Genomic DNA, 26,612 nt, shown 5'->3' with positions numbered 1-26,612 from the left:
ACCAGTCCGTTGAAGCAGCAACTCCGAGAAGTGATTCTCGGAAGCTCCCGTCTACGGCCCGTCAGGGCTTAGCGGGAGAGGATGTCACTTGGATACGCTCTATGCCTGCGTTAAGCTGCTGGAATACTCTCTTCAGCCGGGGGCCCGTTCGAGTTGCGGATCCCCTTGGTAGCCCCTTAACTCTTGCGGACTATGCTTGAAAACGCCATTGTGCTCATCACCGGCGCCAGCAGCGGCATCGGGGCAGCCTGTGCCACGCTTTTTGCCCGTTCTGGAGCCAAGCTGATCCTGGTGGCCCGCCGTCAGGAGCGGCTACAGGAGCTGGCCGCGGAGTTGCAGCAGGCTTACGGTGCTTCCTCATACTTGCTGACTTTGGATGTGCGAGATAGGGCAGCCGTGCAGCAGGCGTTCCAGTCTTTGCCGCCGGCCTGGGCTGAAATCGACATTTTGATCAACAACGCCGGCCTCAGTCGCGGCTTGGACAAGCTCCACAGCGGGGCTGTGCAAGATTGGGAGGAGATGATCGATACCAACCTCAAGGGCTTGCTGTATGTTACCCGCGCCGTCTTGCCCGGCATGGTGGAGCGGGGCCGGGGCCATGTGGTCAACATCGGCTCCATTGCCGGTCGCCAGACCTACCCCGGCGGCGCCGTCTATTGCGCTTCCAAGGCCGCCGTGCGGGCCATCTCCGAGGGACTGAAGCTGGATCTGCTGGGCACCTCCATTCGCGTCACCGAGATCCAGCCCGGCTTGGTGGAAACCGAGTTCAGCCAAGTGCGCTTCCGCGGCGATCGCGAGCGGGCGGCAGCCGTCTACCGGGGCCTCACCCCCCTGACGGCGATGGATGTGGCCGAGGTGGTGCTGTTTGCCGTTACCCGCCCCCCCCACGTCAACCTGAGCGAAGTCTTGCTGCTGCCCACCGACCAGGCCAGCACGACGATGGTGCATCGTCGCTAGGGATGTGATGCCGTATCCGTCGTTGTTGGGTATTCACTCCCCCATGCCTGGGCGACAATGGCGGCAAAGGGGGTGGGCCCATGGGACTGGAAAGCGGGATCCTCATTGGGTTGGGCATCGGCCTACTCGGCACGCTGATTTTGCTCTGGCAGAGCCGGTGCCGCTTCGGCCGCCAATTGCAACAGTTGGGATCCCTGATGCACCTGGCCCTGCCTCTCAGCTCGCCTGAACAGATGCTCAGCCGGCTCAGCCACCACCTTCGCCAACAAGAACTGGAGTGGGCCCGCCAAAAACGATACCTACAGGACTGGCGGTATCTCAGCCACCACCTGCCCTGGGGATATCTGCGGGTAGACGAGAACAACGTGGTCTGGGAGTGTAACCCTGCCGCCCAGCGTCTGCTGCGCATCAGCCAGTGGCAGCCGGGCATCAAGCTCCTGCTGGAGTGGGTGCGCTCCTACGAGTTGGATCAGCTTATCGAAGCCACCCGCCGCCAGGAAGCTACCGCTCCCATCCAGAGCCGCGAGTGGATCTTCTACCCTTCCGGGGGCGAGGACAAACCGGTGCCGCTGCGGGCTTGGGGGCTGCCCCTGCCCCAGGCCCACGTGGCCATCTTCTTGGAAGACCGCCTAGAGGCAACTCTGCTGGCCCAACAACGGGATCGCTGGGCCTCGGATGTGGCCCACGAGCTGAAGACCCCCCTCACCTCGATTCGCCTGCTAGCGGAAACCCTGCACAGCCGCGTCGATGCCGCGCAAGCAGTTTGGGTGGAACGATTGCTGAACGAGACGCTGCGCCTCAGCCAGTTGGTGCAAGACTTGCTGGAACTGAGCGCCCTCAACCTGGGGGCCGCATCGCGATCCCAATGGCGCTGGGTGGATCTGGCAAGCTTGGTGCGCGAAGCCTGGCAGAGCCTGGAACCGCTGGCCAAGCCCCGCCAGCAGGAACTGGATCTAAGCGGCCCCTCCCAGCTCTATCTCTGGGGAGATGAACAGCGCCTCTACCGCCTCGTCCTTAACCTCTTGGACAACGCCATCAAATATGGCGGAACCGACTCCCCCATTCACGTGGCCCTGTCGGAACAGGAATCGCAAGTGCGGCTGGAGGTGTACGACCATGGCCCTGGCCTGCCGGAGGATCAATTTGAGCTGGTCTTTCAACCCTTTTACCGCACCGACGCGGCGCGGGCCCGCAGCAAAGGCGGCACCGGCCTGGGGCTGGCGATCGTGCGGCAAATCGTGGAACTACACGGGGGTACAATCCGTCTGCGCAATCACCCGCAAGCAGGTGGGCTGTGGGTGCAGGTGGAGCTGCCCCGGAAACACGCCGATGCCCTGTGAAAGCTGCCCAGAAGCGCTCCCATCAACATCACCAAGCCCTTCGACCTGAGAACTGCCCCAGATTTTCCTCCGGCGGGGCTATCCATGTTGGAGGGGATCCCCTAGAATTGGTCTAGGTAATCCTTACAGTTTGTACACTGGGCATTCGGAATGGGCGCAGACTATCATTCCGCTGATTTGTTGTCGGAGCGCGAGCTGCAGGTTCTCGAGTTAATCGCAGCGGGCCTGACCAATCAGGACATTGCAGAGCGCTTAGAGATTAGCAAGCGCACTGTTGACAATCACATCAGCAATATTCTGAGCAAGACGCGAACGTCAAATCGCGTCGCTTTGGTGCGCTGGGCCTTGCAATGGGGAAAAGTTTGCCTAGATCAGGTCAATTGCTGTACGTTGGCCAACGACAAAATTGCTTAGCCACATCTCGGAGACTCTCTCTGCCCCCTCTTTGTTTTGGCAGGCAATTAAATGCAGAGCAGGGCTTTTTTACCTCAAAAGTAGCGAGACATTCGCAAGATGTCATTGGCCGTTGTGGTGAAGCTGTTTGTTACCTGGATCCCTAGTTTCTCCTTTCCTTGCCTATCGTGAGCCTTGCTGAGTTGAAACGCTACGCTGTTCGTTATGATTCCATGCCCCTGATGGTTTATCGAGAGGTGGCTGCCCATCTGGCCTGCATTCCAGGGGTGGAAGCAGAGCTGGAATGCAGAAAAGACTCCATCTTTCGCTACTCCGATAGCCAAATCGAGGCGCTGCAAATTCGCCAAGAGGCCGACGCTGACCCAGAGCAAGTTCAGCGCGTTCTTGACCACTACGGGACATGGCAGTACAGCCCGTTACAGGACTAGCCCTCCTGCATTGCCGAAGAGGGATTACCGGAACGCCAGACCTTTGGGTTGTTTGGTGAGCACTACCACCTCCCCGCAGGGCGATACCGACCCACCTCCCAACTGGAACCGATAACTGGGCAGCCGCTCCAAACCAAGTCGAGACAGACCTTGAGCGCTCTGCGCCGCTAACGAGCTCGCGCTAGCGCATACAGGCCCCTCACCCTTAACCCCTCTCCCAAAAAAGGGAGAGGGATCCGCCGAGCAGCACAACGAACTGTCTTAGCAGGAATTGCCCGTACGACGGGGGTAACTCTGTCGATGGTTCTAGAAGCTCTGAGGCAGAGACTGTTTAGCGAGTTGGCTGACTTTGAGCAGGCAAGTGCAACTTACGAGCCAAACCCAGTCTTGCCAACACCCAAATGACCCAGTAGGTCATGTCAATTTCCCACCAGCGCAAACCTGCTTTCACGCACTTCGGGTCGGCGTGATGGTTGTTGTGCCAGCCTTCACCGTAGGTGAGGAGAGCCGCCCACCAAAGGTTACGGGCATTGTCGTCGCTCTCGAAAGTCCGGTAGCCCCAGAAGTGGCTGGCAGAGTTGATCAACCAGGTGCAGTGCAGCAGCAGCACTGTCCGCACGAAGATGCCGTAGATAACGAACGGCCAACCGCCGAGCAGGTAAAGCACTCCAGCCAGCGGCAGTTGCAGCAGCAGCCCATACTTGTCTAGCCAGCGATAAAAAGGATCCCGAGCCAAATCCGGCGCAAAGGCAGAATACTTCTCACGGTTAAAAAACTCTTCCCGTTGGTAAATGAGCCAGAGCATGTGGCTCCACCAAAAGCCCTTGCGAGCAGAGTAGGGATCCCGCTCTTCGTCTTCAGTAAAAGCGTGATGCTGACGATGGCCGGCCACCCAAAAGATCGGCCCCCCCTGGATGGCGAGAGCACCGAAGGTAGCAAAGACATATTCCAGCCACTTGGGCACTTGGAAGCTGCGATGGCTAAGCAGACGATGATACCCCAGGCAGATGCCCAAGCTGCCGAAGCACCAGTGAAGCAATAGGGCCACCCCCAAGGCTGGCCAGGAAAAGCAAACGATGCCGCCCACTAAAGCGAGGGCGTGAAAAACAACGAAAAAAAGAACAAATTCCCAGGCAAACCGAAAAGACTTTTGGGGCTCAGGCTGAGCTAGCGAAGCAAAACGGTTGGGATTGTCCAGCGATTGGGTGGGAAGGGAAACGGCCATGAACCAGCAAAACCTCAGAAAAGGAGTAAGGGCAGCGCAGGATCAAATACCTCCTCGCAAAGTTGCTTCTCATGCATAGGCCACCGCATCCCTGGCTTAGCTTACAACGAGCTCATGTCCCTGAAAGGCAAGCCGGGATCCCCAAGGGCCTGGCCAAGCAAGCTTCAGCAGTGAGAGCCGCTATGAGAGAGCAGAAAGGCAGCAGGTTTGATCTCGCCTGAGGCTAAGCTTAACGATATTTCACCTCAAATGCAAGTGCTGCTTGCAGATTGCCACTACCTTGAGCGCCTTCTCTTGACTCCTTACCCCATCACCTACCATGGCACGTCCTTCTTCCCGGCAAAGGCTGCTGAACGCGGCTCGAGACCTCTTCGTCCGCCAGGGCATCACTCAGACCACCACCCGTCAAATTGCAGACTTGGCCGGCGTTCATGAAGTAACCCTGTTTCGTCACTTTGGCAGCAAGCAGGGGCTGCTCCTGGCTGTATTTGCTGAGCTGGGAGTTTTCTCCGGCATTGCCGACTTACCCCTCCCAGCAGACCCCACTACCTTCCGGGGCTCTGAGCTACAAGCCATTCTCCTCCGCTATGTCCAAACCTGCTTCCAAGCTCTAGCTAATAACCCTGAGCTGGTGCGCTCGTTGGTGGGAGAAGCAGGCTTCTACTCCGAGGAGCATCGCCGCGCCTTGAGAGCAGGCTTCCTGCAGGCCCAAGAGCAGCTAGCCCACTACCTCCAGCAGCTCCCTAGCCCGGAGCTACAAGCCGTCGACTCTGGGTGCCTTCACGCAGCTGCTGGAGTTCTCCATCTGATGATTTTGGGGACGGCTGTATTAGCCGTTACCGCTGGCTTGCCTGCTGGCGACGGCGACCAGCCCTCCTCCGACCCAGCGGACAAGGGCACTTATGACAACAACAGCAGCACTCCCCCTCTCCTCTACGCCTGCGTAAAGCTGTGGATGGCAGCCTTGAGGGGCATGAAGGAAACCTAGTGCAAAAGACTCTCTCGGGGTTGGAAGGAGGCAATCCCAAAAAAAGAAGAAGAGATGAGGAGGTTGTAAGCCGGGTTCTGTAGTGGGGTGCTCCAAGGAGCAGCCCGCACTGGCGGTCATCTCTCTGGGAGTGATGTTGCCATCACCCTCTAGCGGCTCACCACCACCGAGACCACCCTCCCCCAACCGCTTGGCTGAGTACCGTGACCTCGGTGCAGCCGACAGGGGCGAAGAACAGCCATAGTCCTGCGGCTGCGGCCTTGCTTTCCACCGGGGTTTACCGAGCCAGCGCCTCACGACGCTGCTGGTGGGCTCTTACCCCACCTTTGCACCCTTACCTGGGCTGGGATCCCAGCCATCGGCGGTATGTTTCTGTGGCACTATCCTCGCGGTTTCCCGCACTGGGCTTTCCCCAGCGGTGTGTTCTTCTGAAAGCCCGGACTTTCCTCATCCTGCTGCCTGGTGGCGGCAGCGAGGACGCGACCGCCTGCCCCTCCTATCTCTTCATTTCAATCCTAGCGCATCCCCCCAGCGCAGAAAATCTCTCTGCGCCTAGGCTCCGCGTTGCTGGCCAGCCGGCCTGCAAAGCTGACCCCGCTGTTCCTGCTCCGCAGGGACTCCATCCCCCTAGGTCTACGTTCCTGGTCGAGGAAAGCGCTGCATCAGCTCTTGGACAGCCTCGGCATGGTAGGAGCTGCGGGTAAGCGGGGAGGACACCACCTGCAAAAAGCCCAACTCTTCCCCCACCTGTCGCCAGTGGTCAAACTCCTCTGGGGGCACGTAGCGCTCCACCGGCAGGTGTTTGGGGCTGGGAGGAAGGTATTGGCCAAGAGTGAGGATGTCGCAGCCTACCCGGCGTAGATCTTGCATTATCTGCAAAATCTCCTCGGCGGTCTCTCCCAAGCCCAGCATCACCCCCGACTTGGTGTAGAGGCCGGGATCCCATTGCCGCGCCAGTTCCAAAAGCCGCAGGGAACGCTCGTAGTTCCCCTGGGGGCGCACTCGCCGGTAGAGGCGGGGCACGGTTTCCGTGTTGTGGTTGAGCACCGTCGGGCGGGCGGCGAGAATTTGCTCCAAGGCCTGCCAGTTGCCGCACAGATCTGGGATCAAGACCTCGATGGTTGTCTGGGGCATGCGGCAGCGGATTTCGGTAATGCAAGCAACAAACTGGCTGGCTCCCCCATCGGGGAGGTCGTCCCGATTCACCGAGGTAATCACCGCATGGCGTAGCCCTAGCCGTTGCACCGCTGTGGCCACCCGCAGCGGCTCAGTGGGATCCAAAGGCGGAGGCCGTTTGGTGAAGTCGATATCGCAGTAGGGGCAGGCGCGGGTACAGGCCGGGCCCATGATTAAAAAGGTGGCGGTGCCGTTGGCAAAGCACTCCCCTAGGTTGGGACAGGAAGCCTCCTCGCAAACGGTATTCAGGCCCAAGTCCCGCAGCAGTTGCTGGACGGATCCGGCCCGCTGGGGGGCTTTGGCCCGCAGCCAGGGAGGTTTGCCGCTAGGCGAAGAAACAGCGCTCAATGAAACCCTCCAACCAGAAATGGCGGCAAGCGTATCTCTCAGCTTAGCCTGTCATTATTGCCCAGCCGAGACCGGGCTCGGTGGCCAAAGCCCGAAAAAGGATAGCTCAGTAGCCCCGCCCTTAAAGGCGAAGCAAACTTTAGCTGCTCGCCAATGGTATAGTTGTCACCGAGGCGTACCGTTCTCAGGCGAGCCCCTAGTCACGGTGAAAAACCCAACCGGTGGCAAGCGTCCGGGAAATGCCAACGTCTCAGCCAACCTGCCCAGACAAGCCAGCAGAACCTTGGGGCCTTGCCTCAAGGAACTGTCTAGAGGCATCTTGACAGCGCCTTGACGAGAATCCCCCGCCTTTAGGCGGTGGGCGTGTCAAGGCATACTGGAAAGCGAATGTCGAGCGATAGGGATCCCCACATGGTTGTTGCTGCTCCTCCCTCTCTGGAACAACTTGCCATCAACACGATTCGTTTTTTGGCGGTGGATGCTGTTCAGAAAGCCAACTCGGGTCACCCCGGCCTGCCAATGGGGGCAGCACCCATGGCCTATGTGCTTTGGCAGCAGTTCCTGAAGTTCAATCCCCGCAACCCCAAATGGGTGGATCGGGATCGCTTTGTCCTCTCGGCAGGCCACGGCTGCATGCTGCAGTATGCTCTGCTGCACCTGACCGGCTTTGATGTGAGCCTAGAGGACATCAAGCAGTTTCGCCAGTGGGGATCCAAAACCCCCGGCCACCCGGAAAACTTTGAAACCCCCGGTGTGGAGGTAACCACCGGACCGCTGGGGCAGGGGGTGGGCAACGCCGTTGGGCTGGCCATTGCCGAGGCCCACTTGGCCGCCCGTTTCAACAAGCCCGGTCACACCATTGTGGATCACTACACTTATGTGATCTTGGGCGACGGCTGCAACATGGAGGGGGTGGCCTCGGAAGCGGCCTCGCTGGCCGGCCACCTCAAGCTGGGCAAGCTGATCATGCTCTACGACAGCAACCACATCTCCATCGACGGCAGCACGGAAATTGCCTTTACCGAAGATGTGGGCAAGCGCTACGAGGCCTACGGGTGGCATGTGCAAAAAGTGGAAGATGGCAACCACGACCTGAAGGGAATTGCCGCCGCTATCCAGAAAGCTAAAGAAGTTACCGACAAGCCTTCCTTGATCATTGTCGAGACCACCATCGGCTACGGATCCCCCAACAAAGCCGGCACGGAGAGCGTCCACGGGGCGCCGCTGGGGCCAGAGGAGGTGAAACTCACCAAACAAAATCTGGGCTGGCCGCTGGAGCCGGAGTTCTACATTCCCGACGAGGTGCTGGCCCACTTCCGCCAGGCCATCGATAAGGGGGCCAAGGCCGAGGCGGAGTGGAACGAGCGCTTTGCCGCCTACGAGAAGGCCTACCCGGAAGAGGCCGCCGAATTCAAGCGCATCATGGCCGGGGAGCTGCCCGCAGGCTGGAAAGAAGCGTTGGCTCCCATTGCCGAAACCGGCAAAGAATCCACCCGCAACCTCTCCAAGTTTTGTCTCAATGCTTTGGCCAAGGCGGTGCCAGAGCTGCTGGGCGGATCCGCCGATCTGGCCCACTCCAACATGACCTATTTAAAGGGGATCCCGGAGTTCCAGGCCGGCTCCTATCATGGGCGCAACTTCCGCTTTGGCGTACGGGAACACGGTATGGGGGCGATTGCCAACGGCATAGCCCTGCACGGCGGCCTCATTCCCTACGACGCCACCTTCTTGGTCTTCAGCGACTACATGCGGCCGGCCATTCGCCTGTCGGCCCTCTCGCGGGCGCGGGTGCTCCATATTATGACCCACGACTCCATTGCCCTGGGAGAAGACGGCCCCACCCACCAGCCCATTGAGACGCTGGCTTCCCTGCGGGCCATCCCCAACCTCTACGTCATCCGCCCCGCTGATGCCCGCGAGACGGTGGGAGCCTACCAAGTAGCCCTTGAGTCCACCTCCACCCCTTCGGTGCTGGTGTTTACCCGGCAGGCGGTTAACCCCGTGGAAGGCACCTCCATTGAGGGGGTGGCCAAGGGGGCCTATGTAGTGGTGGATACTCCCAACCCAGAACTGATCCTAATCGCCACCGGCTCAGAGCTGGAGCTGGCGGTGAAGGCCGCTGCCCAACTGCAGCAGGAAGGCCGGGCGGTACGGGTGGTCTCCATGCCCTGCATGGAGCTATTTGAGGCCCAGCCCCAGAGCTACCGCGACGAGGTCTTGCCCCCCAAGGTCACCAAGCGCGTCTCCGTCGAGGCGGGATCCACCTTTGGCTGGCACAAGTACCTGGGCTTTGAGGGGGTGGCCATCGGCATCGACCGCTTCGGCGCTTCTGCCCCCGGCCCCGTGTGCATGGAGAAGTTCGGCTTCACGGTGGAGAATGTGCTCAATACCGCGCGCCGTCTCCTAAGCTAAGGTTTCTGCTCCTCCGGCCTAAACCCAGCAGGGATCCCTTCTCTGCTGGGTCTTTTTTGCTGCCCAATGGTGGCACAACTTGACAAGACTTAGCGAAGGCTGACAACTTGTTCAGCAGGACTTGCAAAACATTGCAGTTGTTTCAAACAAGGTTAAGACCCTTGCCCCCTCCCCCCCACCTCCTTTCCCCTTGTGGGAGAGGGGAGCGAGAAAGTTGTTTCATAGTTTCATAACTTTGTTTAAAACGACCCCAGATCCGCTTTCCTCTGGAAAGCTAACCCTTTCCACCCCCGCCTTGAAGGGAAAACGTTGGCTTCTGGCGACATGCTGATGTTCCTGGAGCAACTGAGGATCTGACAGCTCGGCCTACTGCAGGAAGCCCGCCAGCAAAATCACCGCTCCCCCCACGACGGCCAAAATCGTCAGTACCCGGCCTGCGTTGGCACTGCCCTTCCAGGAGTAGTTTTTCTCCGGTTTTTCCAGTTTTTCTGGCATAGCCATGCCTCTTTATGCCCCGTTAACTCTAATTTAACCTTCTCCCCCGGAATTTCTGCCGTGCGGTGCTGCGGTAGCTGGAAGGGGAGCTTGCTGAGGCGTACCCTTGAAAAAACAGCGACCACCTGGCCCGGCCAGCCCTTTTTGGGAACAATACAAGCAGGCAAGGAAGGGGATCCCAATTTCAAGGCGCATTCTGAGGCAGAGGCATGAGGTACGCGAAAGGAAGCAAAAGACTCGGCTTGATCATGGTCGCTTTGTCAGCCTGGGTGGGTGGACACCGTGCTGTCGCTCAGCCTGCCTTTCGGACAGTGCCGCTGCCTCGCCTGCCGGTGGGTGTGGATCAATTGGTCTTCGATCGCCCGGTGGCCCGCTTCAACCCCAACCTGCCTGCTGAGCTGGTGATCCACAATCGCACCGGCCTGCCTCTGGAATACGGCTTTACCGATCCGCGCCAGAAGGTGTCGGAACTTCCGCCGGGAGAAACGCTGCGTCTGAGCAACCTGCCGATCCCCAACTGCATGGCCATCAACACGCCGATGTTGTCCCCAGTGGGCTACCGGGTGAGCGTGGATCCCTTGAATGTAATCACCGTAGAGGTGCGCCTGGTCAACGATGTCTCCGGCGACCATTGTCTCGATTTACAAGAGACAGGCGCTATTTTCGTGAATTGATGCCAGCTTGAACGGGCAAAAGATAGCCTTTGGGATCCCGACCGGGTTCTAAACTTTGCGAAGATGAACGCCGCATCCCCCTATATCCCCCCGTACACGGGGGGACTGGGGGGCGGGGGGATCCGGGAACGTAGCCACCGACCGCCGCGCAGCAAAACCGAGCGTCGGCGGTCCAATAGTTGGGCGTTCTATCAACTGAGGCAGTTTGTGCACTACAAGGCAGCGAGAGCAGGGATCCAGGTTGTGGTGGTGCCACCTGCCTACAGCTCGCAGACCTGCCACCAGTGTTTTTGGATTGAGCAACGGGAAGGGAAGCATTTTCGTTGTGTGAACCCGCTCTGTGGTTGGGAAGGGGATGCAGATTTTAACGGTGCCAACGGGATTGCACTTTTGGGGGTTGCTGTAAACCAGCCCCCCTACATCCCCCCGCCCCCCTGCCCCCGTATACGGGGGTTGGGGGCTGGAAGGGGGGCGGTCGGAGCCGGGTAGTTTACATGGCAGTCAACCTTACTCGAATCTGACGTTGGAGCTGGGTCTGTTGGAGAGCCAACCCGAGGTTTAGGCGTATCGACAGCAATCGACCCTTATGACAGGATGCAAACAGGATGTCCAGGTCGATGTTCTTGTAGACTTTGCTCTGCCTTTGAGCTACTCGCCTGTAACCTAACTGAAGTGTCCTTTACTTTTACTTTTTTTGGATGGTCTCATGAGCGATAACTTGTATTCTTGGTTTCCCCGTGCCTTGGTGATGGGCGCTGCGGTGGTGGGGTTGTCGGGCCTGCCGGCAAGGGCTCAACAAATTACGGATCCCAGCCCGGCTCAAGCGGCCACCAATGTGGAGCCCACCTCGCCAATCTCGGCTTCTTTTCGCAGCCAAGATGGGGTCAGCGTGCGTCCGGAGACGGTGCGGGTTTTTGTGGATGGCAAAGATGTTACTGCCGAGTCGGTGATTACCCGGGATTTCTTCACCTACCGTCCCTCGCAGCCGCTACCGCCGGGACGGCGGGAAGTCCTGCTGGAGTTCACCAATACCCAGGGGGTGACCCGCCGCGTGACCTGGAGCTTCACCGTGGGTAACCCCGTCCGCGCCTCTATCGACCTGGTGGATCACAACGCCGGCAATCGCCCCTTGGCGGCGGGCGAGATCCTGCTGGTAACCGTCAAAGGCACTCCTTCCAGCCGGGTAACCGTTTACCTTGTCCAGGACGGGCGGCAGGTGCAAACCCTGCCGGCTCAGGAAGTTTCCAGCGGCACCTATGTGGTCAACGCCCTGATCGAGCCAAAAGATGCCACCCGCGAAGGGATCGTCATCGCTCGCCTGGAAAACGGCGGCCAGGTGCGCTTTATGACCGCAGAACAGCCCGCCCGCCTGATCGAGGGGGCCGCCGGTGGTATCCAGCGGCTCGCCACCCAAGAGGTTGCCGCGACGATCAGCCTCTCCAGCCTGCTGCCCCAGATCACCAACCTGCGCGATGGGGATCGGGTTTCCGGCTCTTCCTTTACGCTGCAGGGCACGACGGCTCCCAACGCTTCGGTGCGGGTGAATGTAACGGCTTCGACCTCGCTGGGGGGCATCATCAGCGCCCAACAGACGGTGACCAACCAAACTGTGCAAGCCGATGCCCAGGGCCGCTTCACCGTTACGGTGCGGCCGCCCATTCCGGCCTCCGGCACGGTGTATCAGATCAATCTCACGGCCACTTCCGGCAACCAAACCAGCCCGACGGTAACCTTGCGCCTCACCCAGCAGTAGCCTGTCCCCTTGGCTGGACTGAGAGTATCGCCCTGCCGGCCTGGCAGTGGCGCCCAAGCTCCCCTCTCCCAGAGGGAGAGGGGCTGGGGGTGAGGGTCAATGGAAAGGCGGCTGAGAGATTTTTGGATTCTCAGAGTTTGCAGTTGGCGGGGATCCCTGGCGGTCTTGAGCGCGGGTTGGGGAGAGAGAAGACCGCTGTTGCCAGCGCCACAGGATCCCGGCCATGACCAGGGCGGGCGAGACGATCATGGCCAGGATCACCGGCAGGGTCTCCGGCAAGGCCAAGTAGGGGCCGCCATATTTGATGGCCGCGCTGATCCCGGCAGCGGCCACCATCAATTGCAGGGCAAACCAGAGGGTTTTGGGTTTCATGGTTGGCTGGGATCCCCTACCATGGCCGTGAGGATGCCGGCAACGCTCTCCAGATCTTCCGGTACTCGGTACAAAGTCAAGTCTTGTCGGATTGTCCGCGGATCCCCAAGGATCTGCCCGAACTGCCAGATAGATCCAATGGTAACAGCGCCGTAGATCTGCGCTTGCGGCTCCACCTGGGCCAGGGCGATCATCTCCACCGCCATTTGGACAAAAGCCCGCGTCAGATCGTCCTTTTTGGCTTCAACCACCAGCAGGATGTTCTTGCCCCGCAAGAGATAATCAAGGCTGCCCTTGAGCCAATTGTTGACCATCAGGGGATATTCCAGCCGCAAAGGAACTCGACAGTGAAGAGCCACTTCCGTCAGCACAGGGGCCACCAGCAGCTCTCGGCGGGCTGTCTCGCTGGTGAGGCTGACCAAAGGCAACAATTGTCGGATCCGGTTTTTCAGAGCTGGGGTTTGGGGTGGGGCAGGGGCAACGGGCCATGTCCACTCTCCTATCTCCAGACGGTAGCTAAACTGAGCCAGGATTTCCTCTGGCTCGTAGGGCATCTCAAAATAAGAGCGAAAAGTATAGGATTCGTCTTCCTTGAGAAGAGAGAGGTTCAGCATTGGTTACGACAAAAGCCCTGCTCAATCTGGCACAGCCAGAGCGGCAGCAATCCGCTCTTTGAGGGTAGCCACCACTTCCTCAATGGGAATTTCTACCGCTTGGCCGGTGGCCCGCTCGGCCAATTCCACCTTGCCTTGCTTAAGGCTGCGCCCGGTGGTAAGGCGGTAAGGGATCCCGATGAGATCCGCATCTTTGAACTTGACGCCGGCCCGCTCGTCCCGGTCGTCCCAGAGGGTCTCGATGCCGGCAGCAGCCAGTTCCTGCACCAATTTTTCCGCCACCTTCGTCTGCTCTGGGTCGGAGACGTTGGGCACCACCACCACCACGTGATAAGGGGCGATCGCCACCGGCCAGATGATCCCATTGGCATCGTGGGACTGTTCCACCGCCGCCTGGGCCAGGCGCGATACCCCAATGCCGTAGCAGCCCATCCACAGGGGCTGCTCGGATCCCTGCTCGTCGGTAAAGCTGGCCCGCATCGGCAGCGAAAACTTGAGGCCCAACTGGAAAATATGGCCGATCTCAATGCCGCGGGCGGTTTCCAGAATCTGGTCGGGGTTGAGCAGACAGCGATCCCCGGCTTGCGCTTTGCGCACGTCCACCACCTCCGGCAGGGGGTACTGCTCGCCCCAGTTGGCCCCCACTACGTGCCGCCCCACCTGGTTGCTGCCGGTTACAAAGTTTTTCAGCAGGGCTGCCGTCTGGTCGGCCAGGCGCAGGATCTGAGGGGCCAGGTTTTTCTGCCGGCCCAGGCAGCTATCCGGCAGGTCGGGCGCGATGTAGCCCACGGGGATCGGATCCCCTTGCCAGCTTTTTTGGATCTCCGCATCCGCCAAGGTGAGCTTGAGCAACTTGTTGGCTTGGTAGCGCTCCGCCAGACGGTTGAGGTGGTTGGCCAGCTTCACCTCATTGACTTCTTGATCGCCGCGGATGCTCAGCAGCACCACCACCCGTAGGCCGTTGTCGTAAAGGGCTTGGTAGAGGACGTTTTTGACAATCAGAGTGGGGGAGATCTTCAAGAAATTGGCCAGCTTCTCGATGGTTTCCGTTCCCGGCGTGTCCAGAACCTGGAAGGTGGTGTAGGGGGAGTCTGCTGCTGGCGGCGGAAGGGAGACGGCCTTCTCCACATTGGCGGCATAGGAGCCATCAGGAGTGTAGAGGATCTCGTCTTCTCCGGCAGAGGCCAACACCATAAACTCCTGCGAGGCTGCCGATGGCCCCCCGATGGCGCCGGCGTCGGCCTCCACCACGCGGAACTCCAGCCCGCAGCGGCGCAGGATGCGGCCGTAGGCCCGGTACATGTCCTGGTAGGTCTGGCGCAGGCTCTCTTCGTTGGCGTGGAAGGAGTAGGCGTCTTTCATGAGGAATTCCCGCCCGCGCAGCAGGCCAAAGCGGGGTCGAATCTCGTCGCGGAACTTGGTCTGGATTTGATAGAGAATTTGCGGCAACTGGCGATAGGAGCGAATGAGATCCCGAGCCAGCAGGGTAATCACCTCTTCGTGGGTAGGGCCCAGGGCCTGCTCGCGCCCCTGTCGGTCTTTGAGGGCGAACATGATCCCTTCCGCTTGGGTGTACACGTCCCAGCGGCCCGACTCCCGCCAGATCTCGGCTGGCTGCAACTGGGGCAGCAGACACTCCTGAGCGCCGATGGCGTTCATCTCCTCCCGGACGATGTCCGAGATCTTTTGCAAAACCCGCCAGAGGAGCGGCAAATAGGTGTAGATCCCCGGGGAGAGCCGCCGGATAAAGCCGCCCCGCAGCAGCAGCTTGTGGCTGATCAGTTCTGCTTCGGCAGGATCCTCCCGCAGGGTTACAAACAACATCTGACTCAATCTCTGGCTCCGTTGCATCCCTCCCCTCCACTTAGCAACTGCTTCCGTTGTTCTGGAGCAAATCCTCCCTCCTAGATCCCCTGGACTGGGATCCCTGCGACGCTAGGCCACCCAAATTAACTAGGCAGGAGCCAGCGTCCGCCGCTTGGTAACCATCTGGTAGACCTCGATAAGGTCCCCTTCTTGCCAGGCATCGAACTTCTCGATGCCGATCCCGCACTCGAAACCGGCGGCCACCTCCCGCACGTCGTCCTTGAAGCGCTTCAGAGAATCGAGACGGCCCTGGTAGACCACCTCCCCTTTGCGGCGAACCCGCACCAGAGCGTTGCGCTGCACCTTGCCGGAGAGCACGTAGCTGCCGGCAACCGCACCGCGGCTGATGGGGATGACTTTGCGCACTTCCGCCTGGCCCAGCGGCTCCTCCACCTCCTCCGGCTCCAGCAGGCCCTCCATCGCTGCCCGCAGATCGTCCAGCAAGTTGTAGATGATGTCGTATTCGCGCACATCCACCCCCTTGTCGTCGGCAGCCTGCCGCGCGCCGGGGGCGAAGCTGGTGTTGAAACCCAGAATAATGGCGTCGCTGGCTGCTGCCAGATCCACGTCAGTCTCGGTGATCTCCCCAGGAGCTGCTAGAAGCACTCGCAAGCGCACTTCTTCTTGCGGCAGATCCTGCAGCGCCGTCTGGATGGCCTCGGCGGATCCCTGCACGTCCGTCTTGATGATCAAGTTCAACTCCTTGAGCTGGCCTTCCTGGGCCTTGGCAGAGATGCTGCCCAAACTCACCCGCCGCGACAGCAGCGCCTGTTGCAGACGGGCTTGCCGCAGGGCTTCCGCTCGCTCCTCGGCAATCCGCCGGGCTTCTTTCTCGTCGGCGTACACCTGGAACTCATCCCCCGCTGCGGGCACCTCCTCCAGGCCCAACAGTTGCACCGCCGAAGAGGGCCCCGCTTCCTGCAGCCGTTGGCCGCGGTCGTCCATCATCGCCTTGACCCGGCCCAAGACGGCGCCGGCCACCAGGGTATCGCCCACCCGCAGGGTACCGTTTTGCACCAACAGAGTAGCCACCGGGCCGCGAGCCTTGTCCAGGTGGGCTTCGATCACGGTGCCGCGGGCAGGCCGGTTGGGGTTGGCCTGCAGCTCCGCCACATCGGCCACCAACAGGATCATCTCCAGCAGCGCGTCCAGGTTGCGGCGAGTGAGGGCGCTCACCTCCACCATGGGCGTGTCGCCGCCCCACTCCTCCGGCAACAGGCCGTGCTCTGCCAACTGCTGCTTGACGCGCTCCGGCTGGCTGCCGGGCTTGTCGATCTTGTTGATGGCCACGATGATCGGCACCTGGGCTGCCCGCGCATGGCTGATGGCCTCCAGCGTCTGCGGCTGCACCCCATCGTCGGCAGCCACCACCAGGACAGCGATGTCCGTAACGCTGGCACCGCGGGCGCGCATGGCGGTAAAGGCCTGGTGGCCGGGAGTATCCAGGAAAACAATGCGCCGCTTCTGGCCTTCGAAGTCCACGTCCACGTGGTAAGCGCCGATGCGCTGGGTGATCCCGCCGGCTTCTCGCTGGGCCACATTGGTGTGGCGGATGGCATCGAGCAGAGTGGTTTTGCCGTGATCCACGTGGCCCATGATGGTCACCACCGGCGGACGTGGCACCAGATGGTCGATGTCCTCCAGATCGAGGATCTCGGTTTTCTTGGCTTTGGGCTCTGCCTCGGGCCGACGTACTTCGTAGCCCAACTCTTTGGCCACCGACTCGGCCAGCGACTCGTCCAAAACCTGGTTGATGGTCACCCTCACTCCTTTAAAGAAGAGGGTTTTGATGATCTCGGTTTCGGCTACCCGCAGGCGGCGGGCCAATTCTTGCACGGTGAGGCTGCCCTCCAGGAGCAATACCTTCTCTTCTGGCAAGGATTCTGCTGCGGCCTCAGGAGCAGTAGCTTCGGCGGAGGCCGAGGGCCGCTGGGGGCGCTCAGCAGCCGGGCGAGGGCGAGCTGCTGCCGCGGGCGGACGATAGGAGGGGGGCTTGGCGGTGGGGCGCGCCAAGGGTTTGAGCGCGTTCAGCTCCGCCTGCTTGACGCTGGAGAGGACGGTCAAGGGATCCAAATCCAGAACGTCTCCGTCTCCTTCCTCTCTTCTGCGGCTGCGTTTGCGCTTGGCCTGGGTGCGGCCGGCCCGTCGTTCGAGGGCTTGTAGTTCCTCGTCCTCTTCTTCCACCGTCTTGCGCTTGAGTTTGGGCGCAGCAGGCCGCACGGGAGCTTCGGCCAACACCGGCGTGGGGCGTTCCTCAGGGATCCCTTCTGGCAAGCGAGGGGAAGCATCCGGCTCAGGGGGAAGAGGCTTAGCCACAGGACGGGTAGGAGGCCCTACCAATTCCAGCCGCCGCTGCGGACGAGGAGCCTCGTCAGCTTTGCCGCTGTCGGAGCTCTCTTCCTTCTTGGCCACCGGCGAGCGCGGCTCGGGACGAGTGCCAGGGCGGACAGGCGCGCCCACCAATTGCGGACGCGGGCGCTGTTCAGCTTGAGGGAGAGAAACCTTTTCCTCGACAGGAGGAGAGGTACGAGCGCCGCTGGGGGAGGGCGCCTCCGCAAGGCCAGGGCGACGGGATTCAGGGGCCCGTTGCGGCGGCTCGGGCCCAGAGGCGGCTCGTCGAGGGGGGGGGAGCACTGTCGGTCGCTTGGCCGCCGGAGCAGGGCTAGGTTCGGGGCTGCCGGCTTTGGCGGCAGCCTCAGGGCGAGTAGAAGCAGCTGCCGGCTGCGGCTCCTGGGCAGCCGGGCGCGCAGGCGGATCGACTTGCCGCCGCGGCGGGCCTATCAATTCGAGGCTGCCACCGGCAGCCCCTTTTTCAGAGGAGAGCTGGTCGGGTCGCTGCGGCGAAGGCTTGGAAGAACTGGCCTCACCAGCAGCAGCTTGCTGCTGAGCAGGAGCGGGCCGGCGAATGCCGACAATGTGCTGAGGGCGCTCACTTGCTTTGGCTTCGACGGGAGGCTGCGGTTGAGAGCTCTCAGGTTGCAGCTTGGGCCGGAGCCGGGGACGAGTCGGTTTCACAACGCGAGGTTCACTCAGTTTGCTGCGCACCAACTCGGCTTGCTCTGGAGAAATGGTGCTGCTATGGCTTTTGAAAGGGATCCCCAACTGCTCACAAACCTCCAGCACCTCGCGATTGTCACATCCCATTTCGCGGGCAATCTCGTAAAGTCGGACTTTATCGGTCATTCGTCTGCTAGCCTCTGCTCCTTGCTCCTTGTCAGTTTTACAACCCAAGTTAATACGATCCAAATCGCCAGATGGGACTGAACCTGTTGGGTGTGTGGCCACTTCCTTCGGCACAGCGAGAGCATCTCGGCGATCCTCCAAGAGCGCGGACTGGAGGGAATCCAAGTCCGAAGCTACTTTGGAAACATCCGCAGGGGACATAAAGCTAGGACAACCGGGGAAGAAACCAACATCAACAGTGCTTTTTAGAATAACCTTTCTGCGGCTCATACAGGTTGGCCGCAGCCAGTCCTCATTCTGACAGTTGAGAGGGGCTGCCGTGTAGTTCGCGACTGGATGAACCTGAAAAGGTGTTTCAATATCTTAACTTGGCCAATTCTGGAGCTGCCTAGGTTTTGTCTAAAGCGCTTGCCCCCGGGGCTGATGTTTCCGGGGGGCTCTGGGCCTCAGAATCGCGCAGCAGTTGCTGCTCCAGCAGTTGCCACAGCGAGTCGGGCACTGCTGCCTTGAGGGCTCTGCTCATCTGGTGCTTACGCCGGGCCGCCCGCAGACATTCGAGGCGGCGACAGAGGTAGGCAGAACGCCCCATGCCCTGATCCAAAAGCACCTGGTGAGTGTCGTATTGCCTAACCAGCCGCCACAACTGGGAGCGGGGAAACAGTTGGCGACAGCCGACACAGCGACGTAGCGGATCTGCCCCTGCCAAAAGACGCCATCTCGCTGAAGCACGGGAACTAGTCCAGTCTACTCCAAATGGGGCAGCCGCGACCTGAGAAACTCAAAGAAACGCTCCACCAAGTAGGGATCCCGCCAGCCCTTGGTCGTTTCTTGCCGCAGGATGTCCATGGCCTCCTGGACAGTGAAGGCTCGCTTGTAGGGCCGCTCCGAGGTAAGGGCGTCGTAGATGTCGACAATCTGAAAGACGCGGGCCACCAGGGGGATTGCTTCTCCCTTGAGGCCGTCGGGATAGCCGCTGCCGTCCCAGCGCTCGTGGTGGTGGCGGATAAGGGGCAGCACATCCCTCATGGTGCGCAAGGGGCGGCAGATTTCCTCTCCAATTAGGACGTGGGATTTCATCACCTCCCACTCTTCCGGCGTGTGCTTGCCCGTTTTGCCCAAGATGGCGTCGGGTATGCCCACTTTGCCGATGTCGTGCAGGTAACCTCCCCAGGTCAGCACCTTGATCAGGGGACGGGGTAGCTGGAGAAACTCGCCAAAGCTCTTGGCCAGGGCTGCCAGCCGCTCGCAGTGATCCCCGGTGGTCGGATCCCGGCTTTCTACACTGCGGGCAATGGCAAATAAAACCTGGGCGGCATGATCCAAGTCTTCATTGAGATGCTTCTGGCGAACGAGGGAGCGCACCCGCGCCAGCAACTCGGACTCGTCAAAGGGCTTGCTCAAGAAGTCGTCTGCCCCCGCCTCAATCCCGCGCAGGCGATTTTTGCGGTCGCTGGCCGCTGCAATCAACACCACCGGGATCAGGCGTGTCTCTTCATCAGCCTTGATGCGCCGACAGACCTCGAATCCGTCCAACCCCGGCATCATCACATCCAACAGGACCAGATCCGGCTGCAAGCTTGGCAGCATCTGCAGGGCTTGCTGGCCGTTTTCCGCCTCGCTGACGCGATAACCAATGCTCTCCAACAGATCCCCCAGCAACAGGCGACTGTGGGGCTGATCGTCCACGATGAGGAGATGGCCCGCCGGCTCCTGCTCTCCAAAAGGTGCTATCTCAGGGATCCCAACCCTCACGGGCCTCTCAGCTTGGGCGGATTGCATCTTGGTAGAGACTACTCCTAGCTCACCGCTTCCACCGTAATTTCAGCTCCCAATTGCAAGCATCCGCCTTTCCACTGAACTTGCCAGGGCCTCAAGCCGCCGCCAATCCCTTAAAACACGGGTAAATAAGGGGATTTTTTCTGTCGCAATTCCCTCGCTAGGGATCCCATTCCTCGGCCACAATGGGGATAATGGAGGTAGTCTTGGCTACGTTTTTGGCACCCGTTTTGACTTTACCATGCCGTCTTTTTCCTCTGAGTCTCTGCAGGAGCAGGTGCGCCGCATCGATGACCAGCTTTCCCGCCGATCCCTGGAGCTAGACCCGGCAGGCTACTTTGTCATCTATGTGGATCGGCAGCAGCAGCTCATTTGCGCTAAGTACTACAGCACTGTGATCAACGAGCGGGGGCTGGCCACCGACCCGGAGACTGGAGCGGTGATCCCCGCGCGGGGGCCGGTCAATCGCTCCCCGCAGCGGGTGTACGTTGGCCGGACGGCCAAAGAGTTGTGCGTCCAGATTTTTGAAAAAGAAAGCGAAAAGGTCGTCTCTCAGCTCAGCCACGCCGCCTACCTGGGGCGGGAGTTTCAGAAGGCAGAGGCGGCCCTGCTCTCTGGCGAAGAGTACGTGCAGGACTAAGATCAAGCTCGCTGCAGGAGGCCAGCCTATGGCAGAATCGAGCCAGCTTGCCGTGACCAAGATCACTGCAGGGCAAGCTCGGCCATGGACGACAAGGTTAAGCCGGGAGCCATTCTGCGGGGACGCTACGAAATCCTCGGCCTTCTGGGGCAAGGAGGGTTTGGGGTTACCTACAAGGCGGTGGATCGCGACACTTTCAACACTCCCTGCGTGGTCAAGCGCCTGCGCCCGCTCTCGACGGATCCCTACACCCTGGCCACGGCGCGCAAGCTGTTGGAACGGGAGGCCAAGGTTCTCAACCGGCTCAACAACTACGACCGGGTACCTCGCCTCTTGGCCCACTTCGAGCAGGATCAGGAGTTCTATTTAGTCGAGGAGTTCATTGCCGGGCACGACCTCACCCACGAGCTGGTAGACGGCAAGCCGCTCAGCGAGCCAGAGGTCGTGCAACTCCTGTGGGAAGTTCTCGAGATCCTGCGCCATGTCCACGCCCACCAGATCCTGCACCGGGACATCAAGCCGGCCAACCTGATGCGCCGCGACTTCGACGGCAAGTTGGTGTTGATTGACTTTGGGGCGGTGAAGGAGGTGGGGAGATTGGTTAGCCACGCCCCCGGTCAAACCCAGGTGGCGACGGTAATCGGCTCGGTGGGCTACATAGCCCCAGAACAGCTTGGCGGCAAGCCCCAACCCTGCAGCGATATCTACTCGGTGGGGGTGCTGGCCATCCAAGCGTTGACTGGCCGTCCCCCCACCAAGATCCGGGACGATCCCCGCACCGGCCAGCTGCTTTGGCGGGATCTGGTGCCAGTTAGCAAGGAGCTGGCCGAGATTGTAGATCGCATGATCTGTCCCCGCTGGCAGGAGCGCTTCCAGTCGGCGGCTGAGGTGATGGAGGCGCTGCGGCCTCTCCTGCCTACCCCCCCCGAAGGTGTAGCGCCTGCTCTTTCCCAGCTTTCGGTGGATCAACTCTTGGCGATGCGCTTGGTAACCCGCGGCCAGGAAAAAGCTCGCCAAGGGGATCTGCAGGGGGCGATTGCCGACTACACGTTGGCCATCCAACTGGATCCCCAGAATGGCCGCGCCTATAGCCAGCGGGGCAGCGCTCGCTACAAAAGTGGCGACTGGGCAGGGGCTGTGGAGGATTTCACCCAGGCCATTCAACTGACAGGGGATGCCCGTGCCTATGTCAACCGCGGCATCGCTCGCTATCGGCTGGGGAACTATGAGGGAGCAGTTGCTGATTACACGCACGCCCTCCGTCTCGACCCTCACTGGGCCCTGGCCTACTACAGCCGCGGCAATGCCTACCGGCAGCTCGATCAGCCGCAGCAAGCCATCGAGGACTATTCCCGCGCCCTTGAGCTCAACCCCGAGGAAGTACGGGCCTACTTTAACCGCGGCGTAGTGCGCGGCCAGTTGGGAGATGCGCAAGGGGCTGTAGCCGATTTTTCCGAGGTCCTCCGACGGGATCCCCAAGATACGGAAGCTTATTTCAACCGGGGCGTAGCACGGGCGCAGTTGCTGGACTTTCAGGGAGCCATTGAGGACTATACCCAGGCGCTGCAGTTGGATCCCGGCCACCCCAAGGCCTGTTACCGCCGCGGTCTAGCCCGGCAGGCGTTGGGGGATCTGCAAGGGGCCATTACTGATTTTTCCCAGGCCATTGCGCTGAGGGCTACGCAGGGGGAGGAGCCTTCGGGAGCCGTGGCGGCAGCTCAAGCGGAGCTCTATCTGCAGCGGGCTGTGGCCTACCTGAGCAACAACGCCCTGGAGGCAGCGCTGGCTGACTGCGAACAGGCGCTCCGCCTTAATCCTGCCCTGGCGCTAGCCCATTTCTACCGGGGGCTGGCCCGCCAGGGGTTGGGGGATCCGGCAGGCGCTTTGGCCGACTTCAACCGCGCCCTGGAGTTGGATCCCCGGCTGGCCAAGGCCTACCTCAAGCGTGGGATTGCCCATCTGGAGCTGGGTCACCTGGAAGCGGCTCTGGCAGACTTGAATCAGGCCATTGCTTTAGATGCCAGCGATGTCGGCGCCCGCAGCAGCCGCGGGCAGGTTCACCGGCTTTTGGGGGATCCCTTGGCGGCCCTGCAGGACTACACGGCTGCCCTGGAGCGGGATCCCCGCAACCCGCAGCTCTACTTCGACCGCGGCCAGATCTACTTTGAGCAAGAAGATTGGGCAGCAGCCTGTGAGGATTTCTCCCAGGCGCTGCAGTGGGCAGGCCAGCCGGGGGGCCCCCATGGGCTGGATCTGATGGCTCGTATCCACTTGTACCGGGGCATGGCGCGGCAGCGGCTGGAAGACTGGCAGGGAGCGCTGGCCGATTTCACGGCCTTGATCCAAGAGCAGCCGCAGGCTTCCCAGGGATTTGCCCTGCGGGCAGCGGTACACCTAGTCTTGGGAGACGAGGAGGCAGCGTTGGCTGATCTCGACCGGGCCATAGGCTGCAACCGCGACTGGGGGCTGGCGGATGCGGCGCTGGCCTACCGGCAGCGGGGGGATCTCCACCGCCAGGCCAACCGGCTGCAGCAGGCCATTGCCGACTACACCCAGGTCCTGGCCTTGAACCCGCAGGAGCGCCACGCCCTCCTCTGGCGGGCTCTCCTTTGGGATCAGGCGGGGGAAATAGAGAGGGCCCTGGCCGATTACACCCAGCTCCTGCAACTGGAGCCAGATCCGCAGACGCGCCTCTGGGCCTTGAACAACCGCGGCTGGGCCTACGCCCAACAGGGAGATTTTGCGGCAGCTATCCGCGACTACACGCAGGTTCTCGAACGGGATCCCAGCCACATCAAAGCCCACTGCAACCGTGCCCTAGCCCGCGCTGCCGTTGGTGACTGGCAAGGAGCCTGTCAGGACTTCCAAACTGCTCTCCAGTTGCAAGGATACGAGGGTCGCCTTTGGGAAGAAGAGACTCACTCCCTAGGCAGCTCTTAGCGATCCTCTACCCTGAGCCTAACTTGCTCCCGTCGCTCCTCGAAGTCGCTCACCAGCAGCCTTACCTTGAGCTGCCATTCTCCCGCTAAGGGCAAGAGGACATCTTCCACCTCAAACTGGCCAGGTTCTCTTGGCAGCGCCTGGCGGCGCAGAGGCGGGATCCCACGTGCGGGGAGGTCAAACTCCAGGCTCAGCTCCTGGGCGGGGATCCCCTTAACTTCCACTTGGATGCGGTTGTTGCCAGGGCGGCAGGGCAGGATCTGCAGGCGGAGGCTGCCTTCTGGCCAGCTCAATGTCTCTTGGCAAGCCGGTCCCGCTCCTTGGCCAGGAGGGGCTTGGGCCACCAGAAAGCTGGTCAAGGCCAGCACCAGAACTAGCCCCACCAACTCCAGGCGGACAATTTGGCGCAGGGATCGGCCCGCCGACCAAACCCCCTCTCGCAACGCCGGCAGCAGCCGCAACTTGTTGTGGGCGCCCAAACCCACGATCATCAGCACCAGCAACAGCTTCGCCCAGAGGTACTGCCCGTAGGGGTGCTCCCAGTCCCAGCCGCGGTGGATCCCGCCCATCCCCACTCCCGCCAGCACCAGCCCCGGCACAGCCCAGGTGGCCACATCGGAAAATCGTTGGATGACACCTGCCGATTGGGAAGTCCATTCAAGGACTCCGTCCCGCTGGCGCAATCGGCTCAACAGGCGCTCCACCCCCCACAGCCCCCCCAACCAAAAAGCCGAGCCGGCCAGGTGCAGCCCCAAGAGGGCCATCGTCCCTGCTGGATACTCGCTGGTGAGGGCATGGCCGATGGGCAAAAACGACCCTATCACCGCCACCGACCCCAGGCCGTTGGCCCAGCGGGGCCCGCCCTCGCAGGCCCAGATCAGGATCCCCAGCCCCACCAGCCGCAGCCCTGTGCCCCATCCGTAGGGAGAGATGAGCACGCTCAGCAGCTCTGGCCCGGCAAAGTGGGGGTAGAGCTGGGCCAAATGCAAACCCAAAGCCACCAGCGTCAGGCTGAGGGTGAGCCAGGCGGCAGCAAAAGCCCAGGCCTCAGCAGAGAGCTCTATTTCATCGGCAGTGCCCGACCGCCCCCGCACCAGCCGCCACCAGCCCAGCACGCCGACAACAAACAGGCTGCCCAGGTAGATCCCCCAGCGCACCCCCACCAGCGGCCAATAGAAGGGATCCCCCGCTTGGGCTGCCCTCGCCGCTCGCAACAGCTCCGGATCCGCCGCCCCCACCAGGAAGACAAACGAGCCCCCTACCGGATGAGAGTCGGCAGAGATGGCCCGCCAACTGACGATGTAAACCCCCTCCGGCATCTCCGCAGGCAAATCTCCCTGGGGCGCGTTGCCGCTGCTAACCAAGTTTTCCAGGGGCAGCACCTGGCCGTTGCTGTCCAGCACCTGGAGCTGCGTGAGCTGCACGGGTTCATTGAAGACCAGCCGCACCTGCGCCGGGGCTTCCTGCAGCATCGCCCCATCTTCGGGAAAGGTGGAGAGCAAGCTGGCGTGGGCAAAAACGGGTCGGATCCCGCCCACCCACAGCAGGGCGCACAAGAGACCCATCCGAATCCAGAAGAGGATAGACATCATCCCAACGGCAAACCCGGCTAGCGAGCGCCATGCCCGTGGCTGTGTCCATGCCCGTGGCCGTGGGTCTCTCCTTTGCCCGTCAGCTTCAGCAGGGGTGCTGGCTCCGGCAAGCTATGGGGATCCTCCCCCGGCTGCGCCACCTGGATCCAGCGGTACATGCCTTGCTCACATTCCTGGATAACCGGGATGGGGAGGGTCTCGCCGGGGCGATCCGGCAACCTGAGAAGGATACTGAACTCATCCATAAACTCATCCGGCAGCGAGCCGCCGCTCCAGATCACCTCGGCCACCGTTTCGGTGATCATCTTCCCGTGGGACTCGTAAGGTTTGTCCAGCGGCTTTTTCACCGTCTCAATTTTCCACAGGGGATGCACCATCGGCTTCACCGAGGTCGCCCCTTCCGGGATCTGCACCCGCAGGCGAATGGTGGGGGATCCATCGCAGCCATGGGGCACGCGGAAGGTGAGCTTGGCAACGCTGCCCGCCGGGGCCTCTTTGGGATGGACGGTTACATGGGCCCAAGCAGAAGCAAGGGGCAAAACGCTCATCCCCAGCGCAAGCAGAGATTTCTTGGCCAAGGCCAAGTAACTTTGCAAACTGAACATTGCAAACGCTCCTTAACAACGCTAGGTGGAAAGAGAACCAGGCAGGGTCTGGCTGGCAAAACCTATGGATGGTGATGGGATCCGTGGGATTCGGTTACGCTCATGCTGTGCTGACCCCAACTGGAGAGGCCCATGGACACCAGGCCGGCGCTGGCCAAGCCCATGGACACCAGCCCAAAAGAGAGGGCGCCCATCGCCACCAGGCCAATGGAGAGAATGCCGTGGGTCACCACGCCTATGGCCACCACCCCGTGGGCGGAGATGCCGACGGCCACCAAACCATGCGCCCCCACACCAACCGACAAGATTTTGCGGCGGGATCCCTGTGCTCCACAGCCCTGCTCCTGCGGCACCGGGGCGACAGAATTTTTCGGAGCCAAGGTCAGATCTTGAGTCCTCTCCTGAGCCATCAGCCTTTGCTCCAGTTGTGCTCAGCCCGGTCGAGAACATAGGCGGCCACGGCTTCGATTTCTTCTGGTTTGAGGAGCTTGCCAAAAGCGGGCATGGCCCCTTTGCCGTTGCGCACCTGGGCTTGGATCAGCTCAGGGGTATCCACGTGGTACTCGTGCAGGGCAGCCAGGGAAAGGTTTTTCGCCGCCACCAGAGTGTTGCGACCGTTCAAGTGACAGCCCACACACTTGGCCTGAAAGACCTTGGCACCCAAAGCCAAATCCGGTTCCGCAGAAGCCACCTGCGGGCCCCAGAAGACGGCGGCGCCGACCAGCAAAAGGAGCAAGAAAAACTTGATGATCCGCATTTTCCTCTCAACAATCTGCAAAAAACCGCTCATGGAAAAATCCAGCTTTTGAAGCTA

At 61.1% G+C, this 26,612-nt stretch carries 23 protein-coding genes, 1 other RNA gene and 1 pseudogene; 11 read left to right on the top strand and 14 right to left on the bottom strand.

Annotated features, from left to right (window positions below):
* The first annotated feature begins 192 nt into the window (after nt 1-192).
* The 4 genes from GG26_RS09255 (at nt 193) to GG26_RS09240 (ending at nt 3,139) form a co-directional block, all read left to right on the top strand.
* A complete protein-coding gene (locus GG26_RS09255; protein ID WP_011431153.1) occupies nt 193-957 on the top strand; it encodes an SDR family oxidoreductase in 765 nt (254 codons plus the stop codon).
* Between the two features lie 80 nt (nt 958-1,037).
* Complete coding sequence (locus GG26_RS09250; RefSeq protein ID WP_414390169.1) at nt 1,038-2,297, top strand: sensor histidine kinase; 1,260 nt, start codon at nt 1,038-1,040, stop codon at nt 2,295-2,297.
* A gap of 150 nt (nt 2,298-2,447) precedes the next feature.
* Nucleotides 2,448-2,711, top strand: coding sequence for a helix-turn-helix domain-containing protein (locus tag GG26_RS09245; protein ID WP_011431151.1), 264 nt, complete (start codon nt 2,448-2,450; stop codon nt 2,709-2,711).
* A gap of 212 nt (nt 2,712-2,923) precedes the next feature.
* Nucleotides 2,924-3,139 carry a hypothetical protein gene (locus tag GG26_RS09240; RefSeq protein WP_071813563.1) on the top strand — a complete coding sequence of 72 codons (216 nt, stop codon included), beginning with the start codon at nt 2,924-2,926 and terminating at the stop codon, nt 3,137-3,139.
* 331 nt (nt 3,140-3,470) lie between these two features.
* Here the strand turns inward: GG26_RS09240 and GG26_RS09235 are convergent, their stop codons facing one another.
* Nucleotides 3,471-4,364, bottom strand: a complete 894-nt coding sequence (locus GG26_RS09235; protein WP_011431149.1) for an acyl-CoA desaturase — start codon at nt 4,362-4,364, stop codon at nt 3,471-3,473.
* A gap of 319 nt (nt 4,365-4,683) precedes the next feature.
* Between GG26_RS09235 and GG26_RS09230 the strand changes: the two genes are divergently transcribed.
* On the top strand, nt 4,684-5,352 hold the full coding sequence (locus GG26_RS09230; RefSeq protein ID WP_099812859.1) for a TetR/AcrR family transcriptional regulator: 669 nt from the start codon (nt 4,684-4,686) through the stop codon (nt 5,350-5,352).
* A 49-nt stretch (nt 5,353-5,401) separates the two neighbouring features.
* Here the strand turns inward: GG26_RS09230 and rnpB are convergent.
* Nucleotides 5,402-5,853: RNase P RNA component class A (gene rnpB, locus GG26_RS09225), an RNA gene on the bottom strand.
* A 132-nt stretch (nt 5,854-5,985) separates the two neighbouring features.
* The gene (gene lipA, locus GG26_RS09220; protein ID WP_011431147.1) at nt 5,986-6,876 is read right to left on the bottom strand and encodes a lipoyl synthase; all 891 of its coding nucleotides are present in this window, start codon (nt 6,874-6,876) and stop codon (nt 5,986-5,988) included.
* Between the two features lie 411 nt (nt 6,877-7,287).
* Between lipA and tkt the strand changes: the two genes are divergently transcribed.
* A complete protein-coding gene (gene tkt / locus GG26_RS09215) occupies nt 7,288-9,288 on the top strand; it encodes a transketolase (RefSeq protein ID WP_011431146.1) in 2,001 nt (666 codons plus the stop codon).
* A 366-nt stretch (nt 9,289-9,654) separates the two neighbouring features.
* Here tkt and GG26_RS09210 read toward each other — a convergent pair whose 3' ends face one another.
* A complete protein-coding gene (locus GG26_RS09210) occupies nt 9,655-9,789 on the bottom strand; it encodes a hypothetical protein (protein ID WP_255322487.1) in 135 nt (44 codons plus the stop codon).
* Nucleotides 9,790-10,031: 242 nt separating this feature from the next.
* On the opposite strand from GG26_RS09210, the gene GG26_RS09205 reads away from it, so the two are divergent.
* The 3 genes and pseudogenes from GG26_RS09205 to GG26_RS09195 all read left to right on the top strand — a co-directional run bounded on the left by GG26_RS09205 (nt 10,032) and on the right by GG26_RS09195 (nt 12,210).
* The gene (locus GG26_RS09205; RefSeq protein WP_187147158.1) at nt 10,032-10,457 is read left to right on the top strand and encodes a hypothetical protein; all 426 of its coding nucleotides are present in this window, start codon (nt 10,032-10,034) and stop codon (nt 10,455-10,457) included.
* Nucleotides 10,458-10,574: 117 nt separating this feature from the next.
* A pseudogene (locus tag GG26_RS09200) lies at nt 10,575-10,946 on the top strand (zinc ribbon domain-containing protein); the annotation flags it as partial.
* A 217-nt stretch (nt 10,947-11,163) separates the two neighbouring features.
* Entirely contained in the window at nt 11,164-12,210 is a 1,047-nt protein-coding gene (locus tag GG26_RS09195) for a hypothetical protein (protein WP_228375300.1), read from the top strand.
* Nucleotides 12,211-12,306: 96 nt separating this feature from the next.
* Here the strand turns inward: GG26_RS09195 and GG26_RS09190 are convergent, their stop codons facing one another.
* The 6 genes from GG26_RS09190 to GG26_RS09165 form a co-directional block, all read right to left on the bottom strand.
* Nucleotides 12,307-12,582 (bottom strand): hypothetical protein, encoded by a 276-nt coding sequence (locus tag GG26_RS09190; RefSeq protein WP_011431141.1) that lies wholly within the window; start codon nt 12,580-12,582, stop codon nt 12,307-12,309.
* On the bottom strand, nt 12,579-13,196 hold the full coding sequence (locus GG26_RS09185) for a hypothetical protein (protein WP_099812861.1): 618 nt from the start codon (nt 13,194-13,196) through the stop codon (nt 12,579-12,581). The genes GG26_RS09190 and GG26_RS09185 overlap by 4 nt, the downstream gene beginning before the upstream one ends.
* 21 nt (nt 13,197-13,217) lie before the next feature.
* Nucleotides 13,218-15,047 carry a proline--tRNA ligase gene (locus tag GG26_RS09180; RefSeq protein WP_099812862.1) on the bottom strand — a complete coding sequence of 610 codons (1,830 nt, stop codon included), beginning with the start codon at nt 15,045-15,047 and terminating at the stop codon, nt 13,218-13,220.
* A gap of 102 nt (nt 15,048-15,149) precedes the next feature.
* The gene (gene infB / locus GG26_RS09175; protein WP_414390161.1) at nt 15,150-18,245 is read right to left on the bottom strand and encodes a translation initiation factor IF-2; all 3,096 of its coding nucleotides are present in this window, start codon (nt 18,243-18,245) and stop codon (nt 15,150-15,152) included.
* Nucleotides 18,246-18,633: 388 nt separating this feature from the next.
* The gene (locus GG26_RS09170; RefSeq protein ID WP_099812864.1) at nt 18,634-18,951 is read right to left on the bottom strand and encodes a YlxR family protein; all 318 of its coding nucleotides are present in this window, start codon (nt 18,949-18,951) and stop codon (nt 18,634-18,636) included.
* A gap of 38 nt (nt 18,952-18,989) precedes the next feature.
* The gene (locus GG26_RS09165; protein WP_099812865.1) at nt 18,990-20,024 is read right to left on the bottom strand and encodes an HD-GYP domain-containing protein; all 1,035 of its coding nucleotides are present in this window, start codon (nt 20,022-20,024) and stop codon (nt 18,990-18,992) included.
* 238 nt (nt 20,025-20,262) lie between these two features.
* Here GG26_RS09165 and GG26_RS09160 point away from each other — a divergent pair, with 238 nt between their 5' ends.
* Complete coding sequence (locus GG26_RS09160; RefSeq protein WP_099812866.1) at nt 20,263-20,661, top strand: DUF4346 domain-containing protein; 399 nt, start codon at nt 20,263-20,265, stop codon at nt 20,659-20,661.
* 84 nt (nt 20,662-20,745) lie between these two features.
* Complete coding sequence (locus GG26_RS09155; RefSeq protein ID WP_414390156.1) at nt 20,746-23,601, top strand: tetratricopeptide repeat protein; 2,856 nt, start codon at nt 20,746-20,748, stop codon at nt 23,599-23,601.
* Here the strand turns inward: GG26_RS09155 and GG26_RS09150 are convergent.
* The 4 genes from GG26_RS09150 to GG26_RS09135 all read right to left on the bottom strand — a co-directional run bounded on the left by GG26_RS09150 (nt 23,598) and on the right by GG26_RS09135 (nt 26,555).
* On the bottom strand, nt 23,598-25,193 hold the full coding sequence (locus tag GG26_RS09150; RefSeq protein WP_414390153.1) for a copper resistance CopC/CopD family protein: 1,596 nt from the start codon (nt 25,191-25,193) through the stop codon (nt 23,598-23,600). The genes GG26_RS09155 and GG26_RS09150 overlap by 4 nt on opposite strands.
* Nucleotides 25,194-25,210: 17 nt before the next feature.
* The gene (locus GG26_RS09145; RefSeq protein ID WP_099812869.1) at nt 25,211-25,798 is read right to left on the bottom strand and encodes a YcnI family protein; all 588 of its coding nucleotides are present in this window, start codon (nt 25,796-25,798) and stop codon (nt 25,211-25,213) included.
* Nucleotides 25,799-25,860: 62 nt separating this feature from the next.
* A complete protein-coding gene (locus GG26_RS09140) occupies nt 25,861-26,208 on the bottom strand; it encodes a hypothetical protein (protein WP_099812870.1) in 348 nt (115 codons plus the stop codon).
* Nucleotides 26,208-26,555 (bottom strand): c-type cytochrome, encoded by a 348-nt coding sequence (locus GG26_RS09135; RefSeq protein WP_011431130.1) that lies wholly within the window; start codon nt 26,553-26,555, stop codon nt 26,208-26,210. Before GG26_RS09135 ends, GG26_RS09140 begins: the two co-directional genes overlap by 1 nt.
* Nucleotides 26,556-26,612 lie beyond the last annotated feature (57 nt).

The organism is Synechococcus sp. 'PEA 65AY6A-5F PE A', from assembly GCF_047462575.1.
In the GTDB taxonomy this organism is placed as follows: domain Bacteria; phylum Cyanobacteriota; class Cyanobacteriia; order Thermostichales; family Thermostichaceae; genus Thermostichus.
This window is presented reverse-complemented; position numbering and strand designations above follow the sequence as displayed.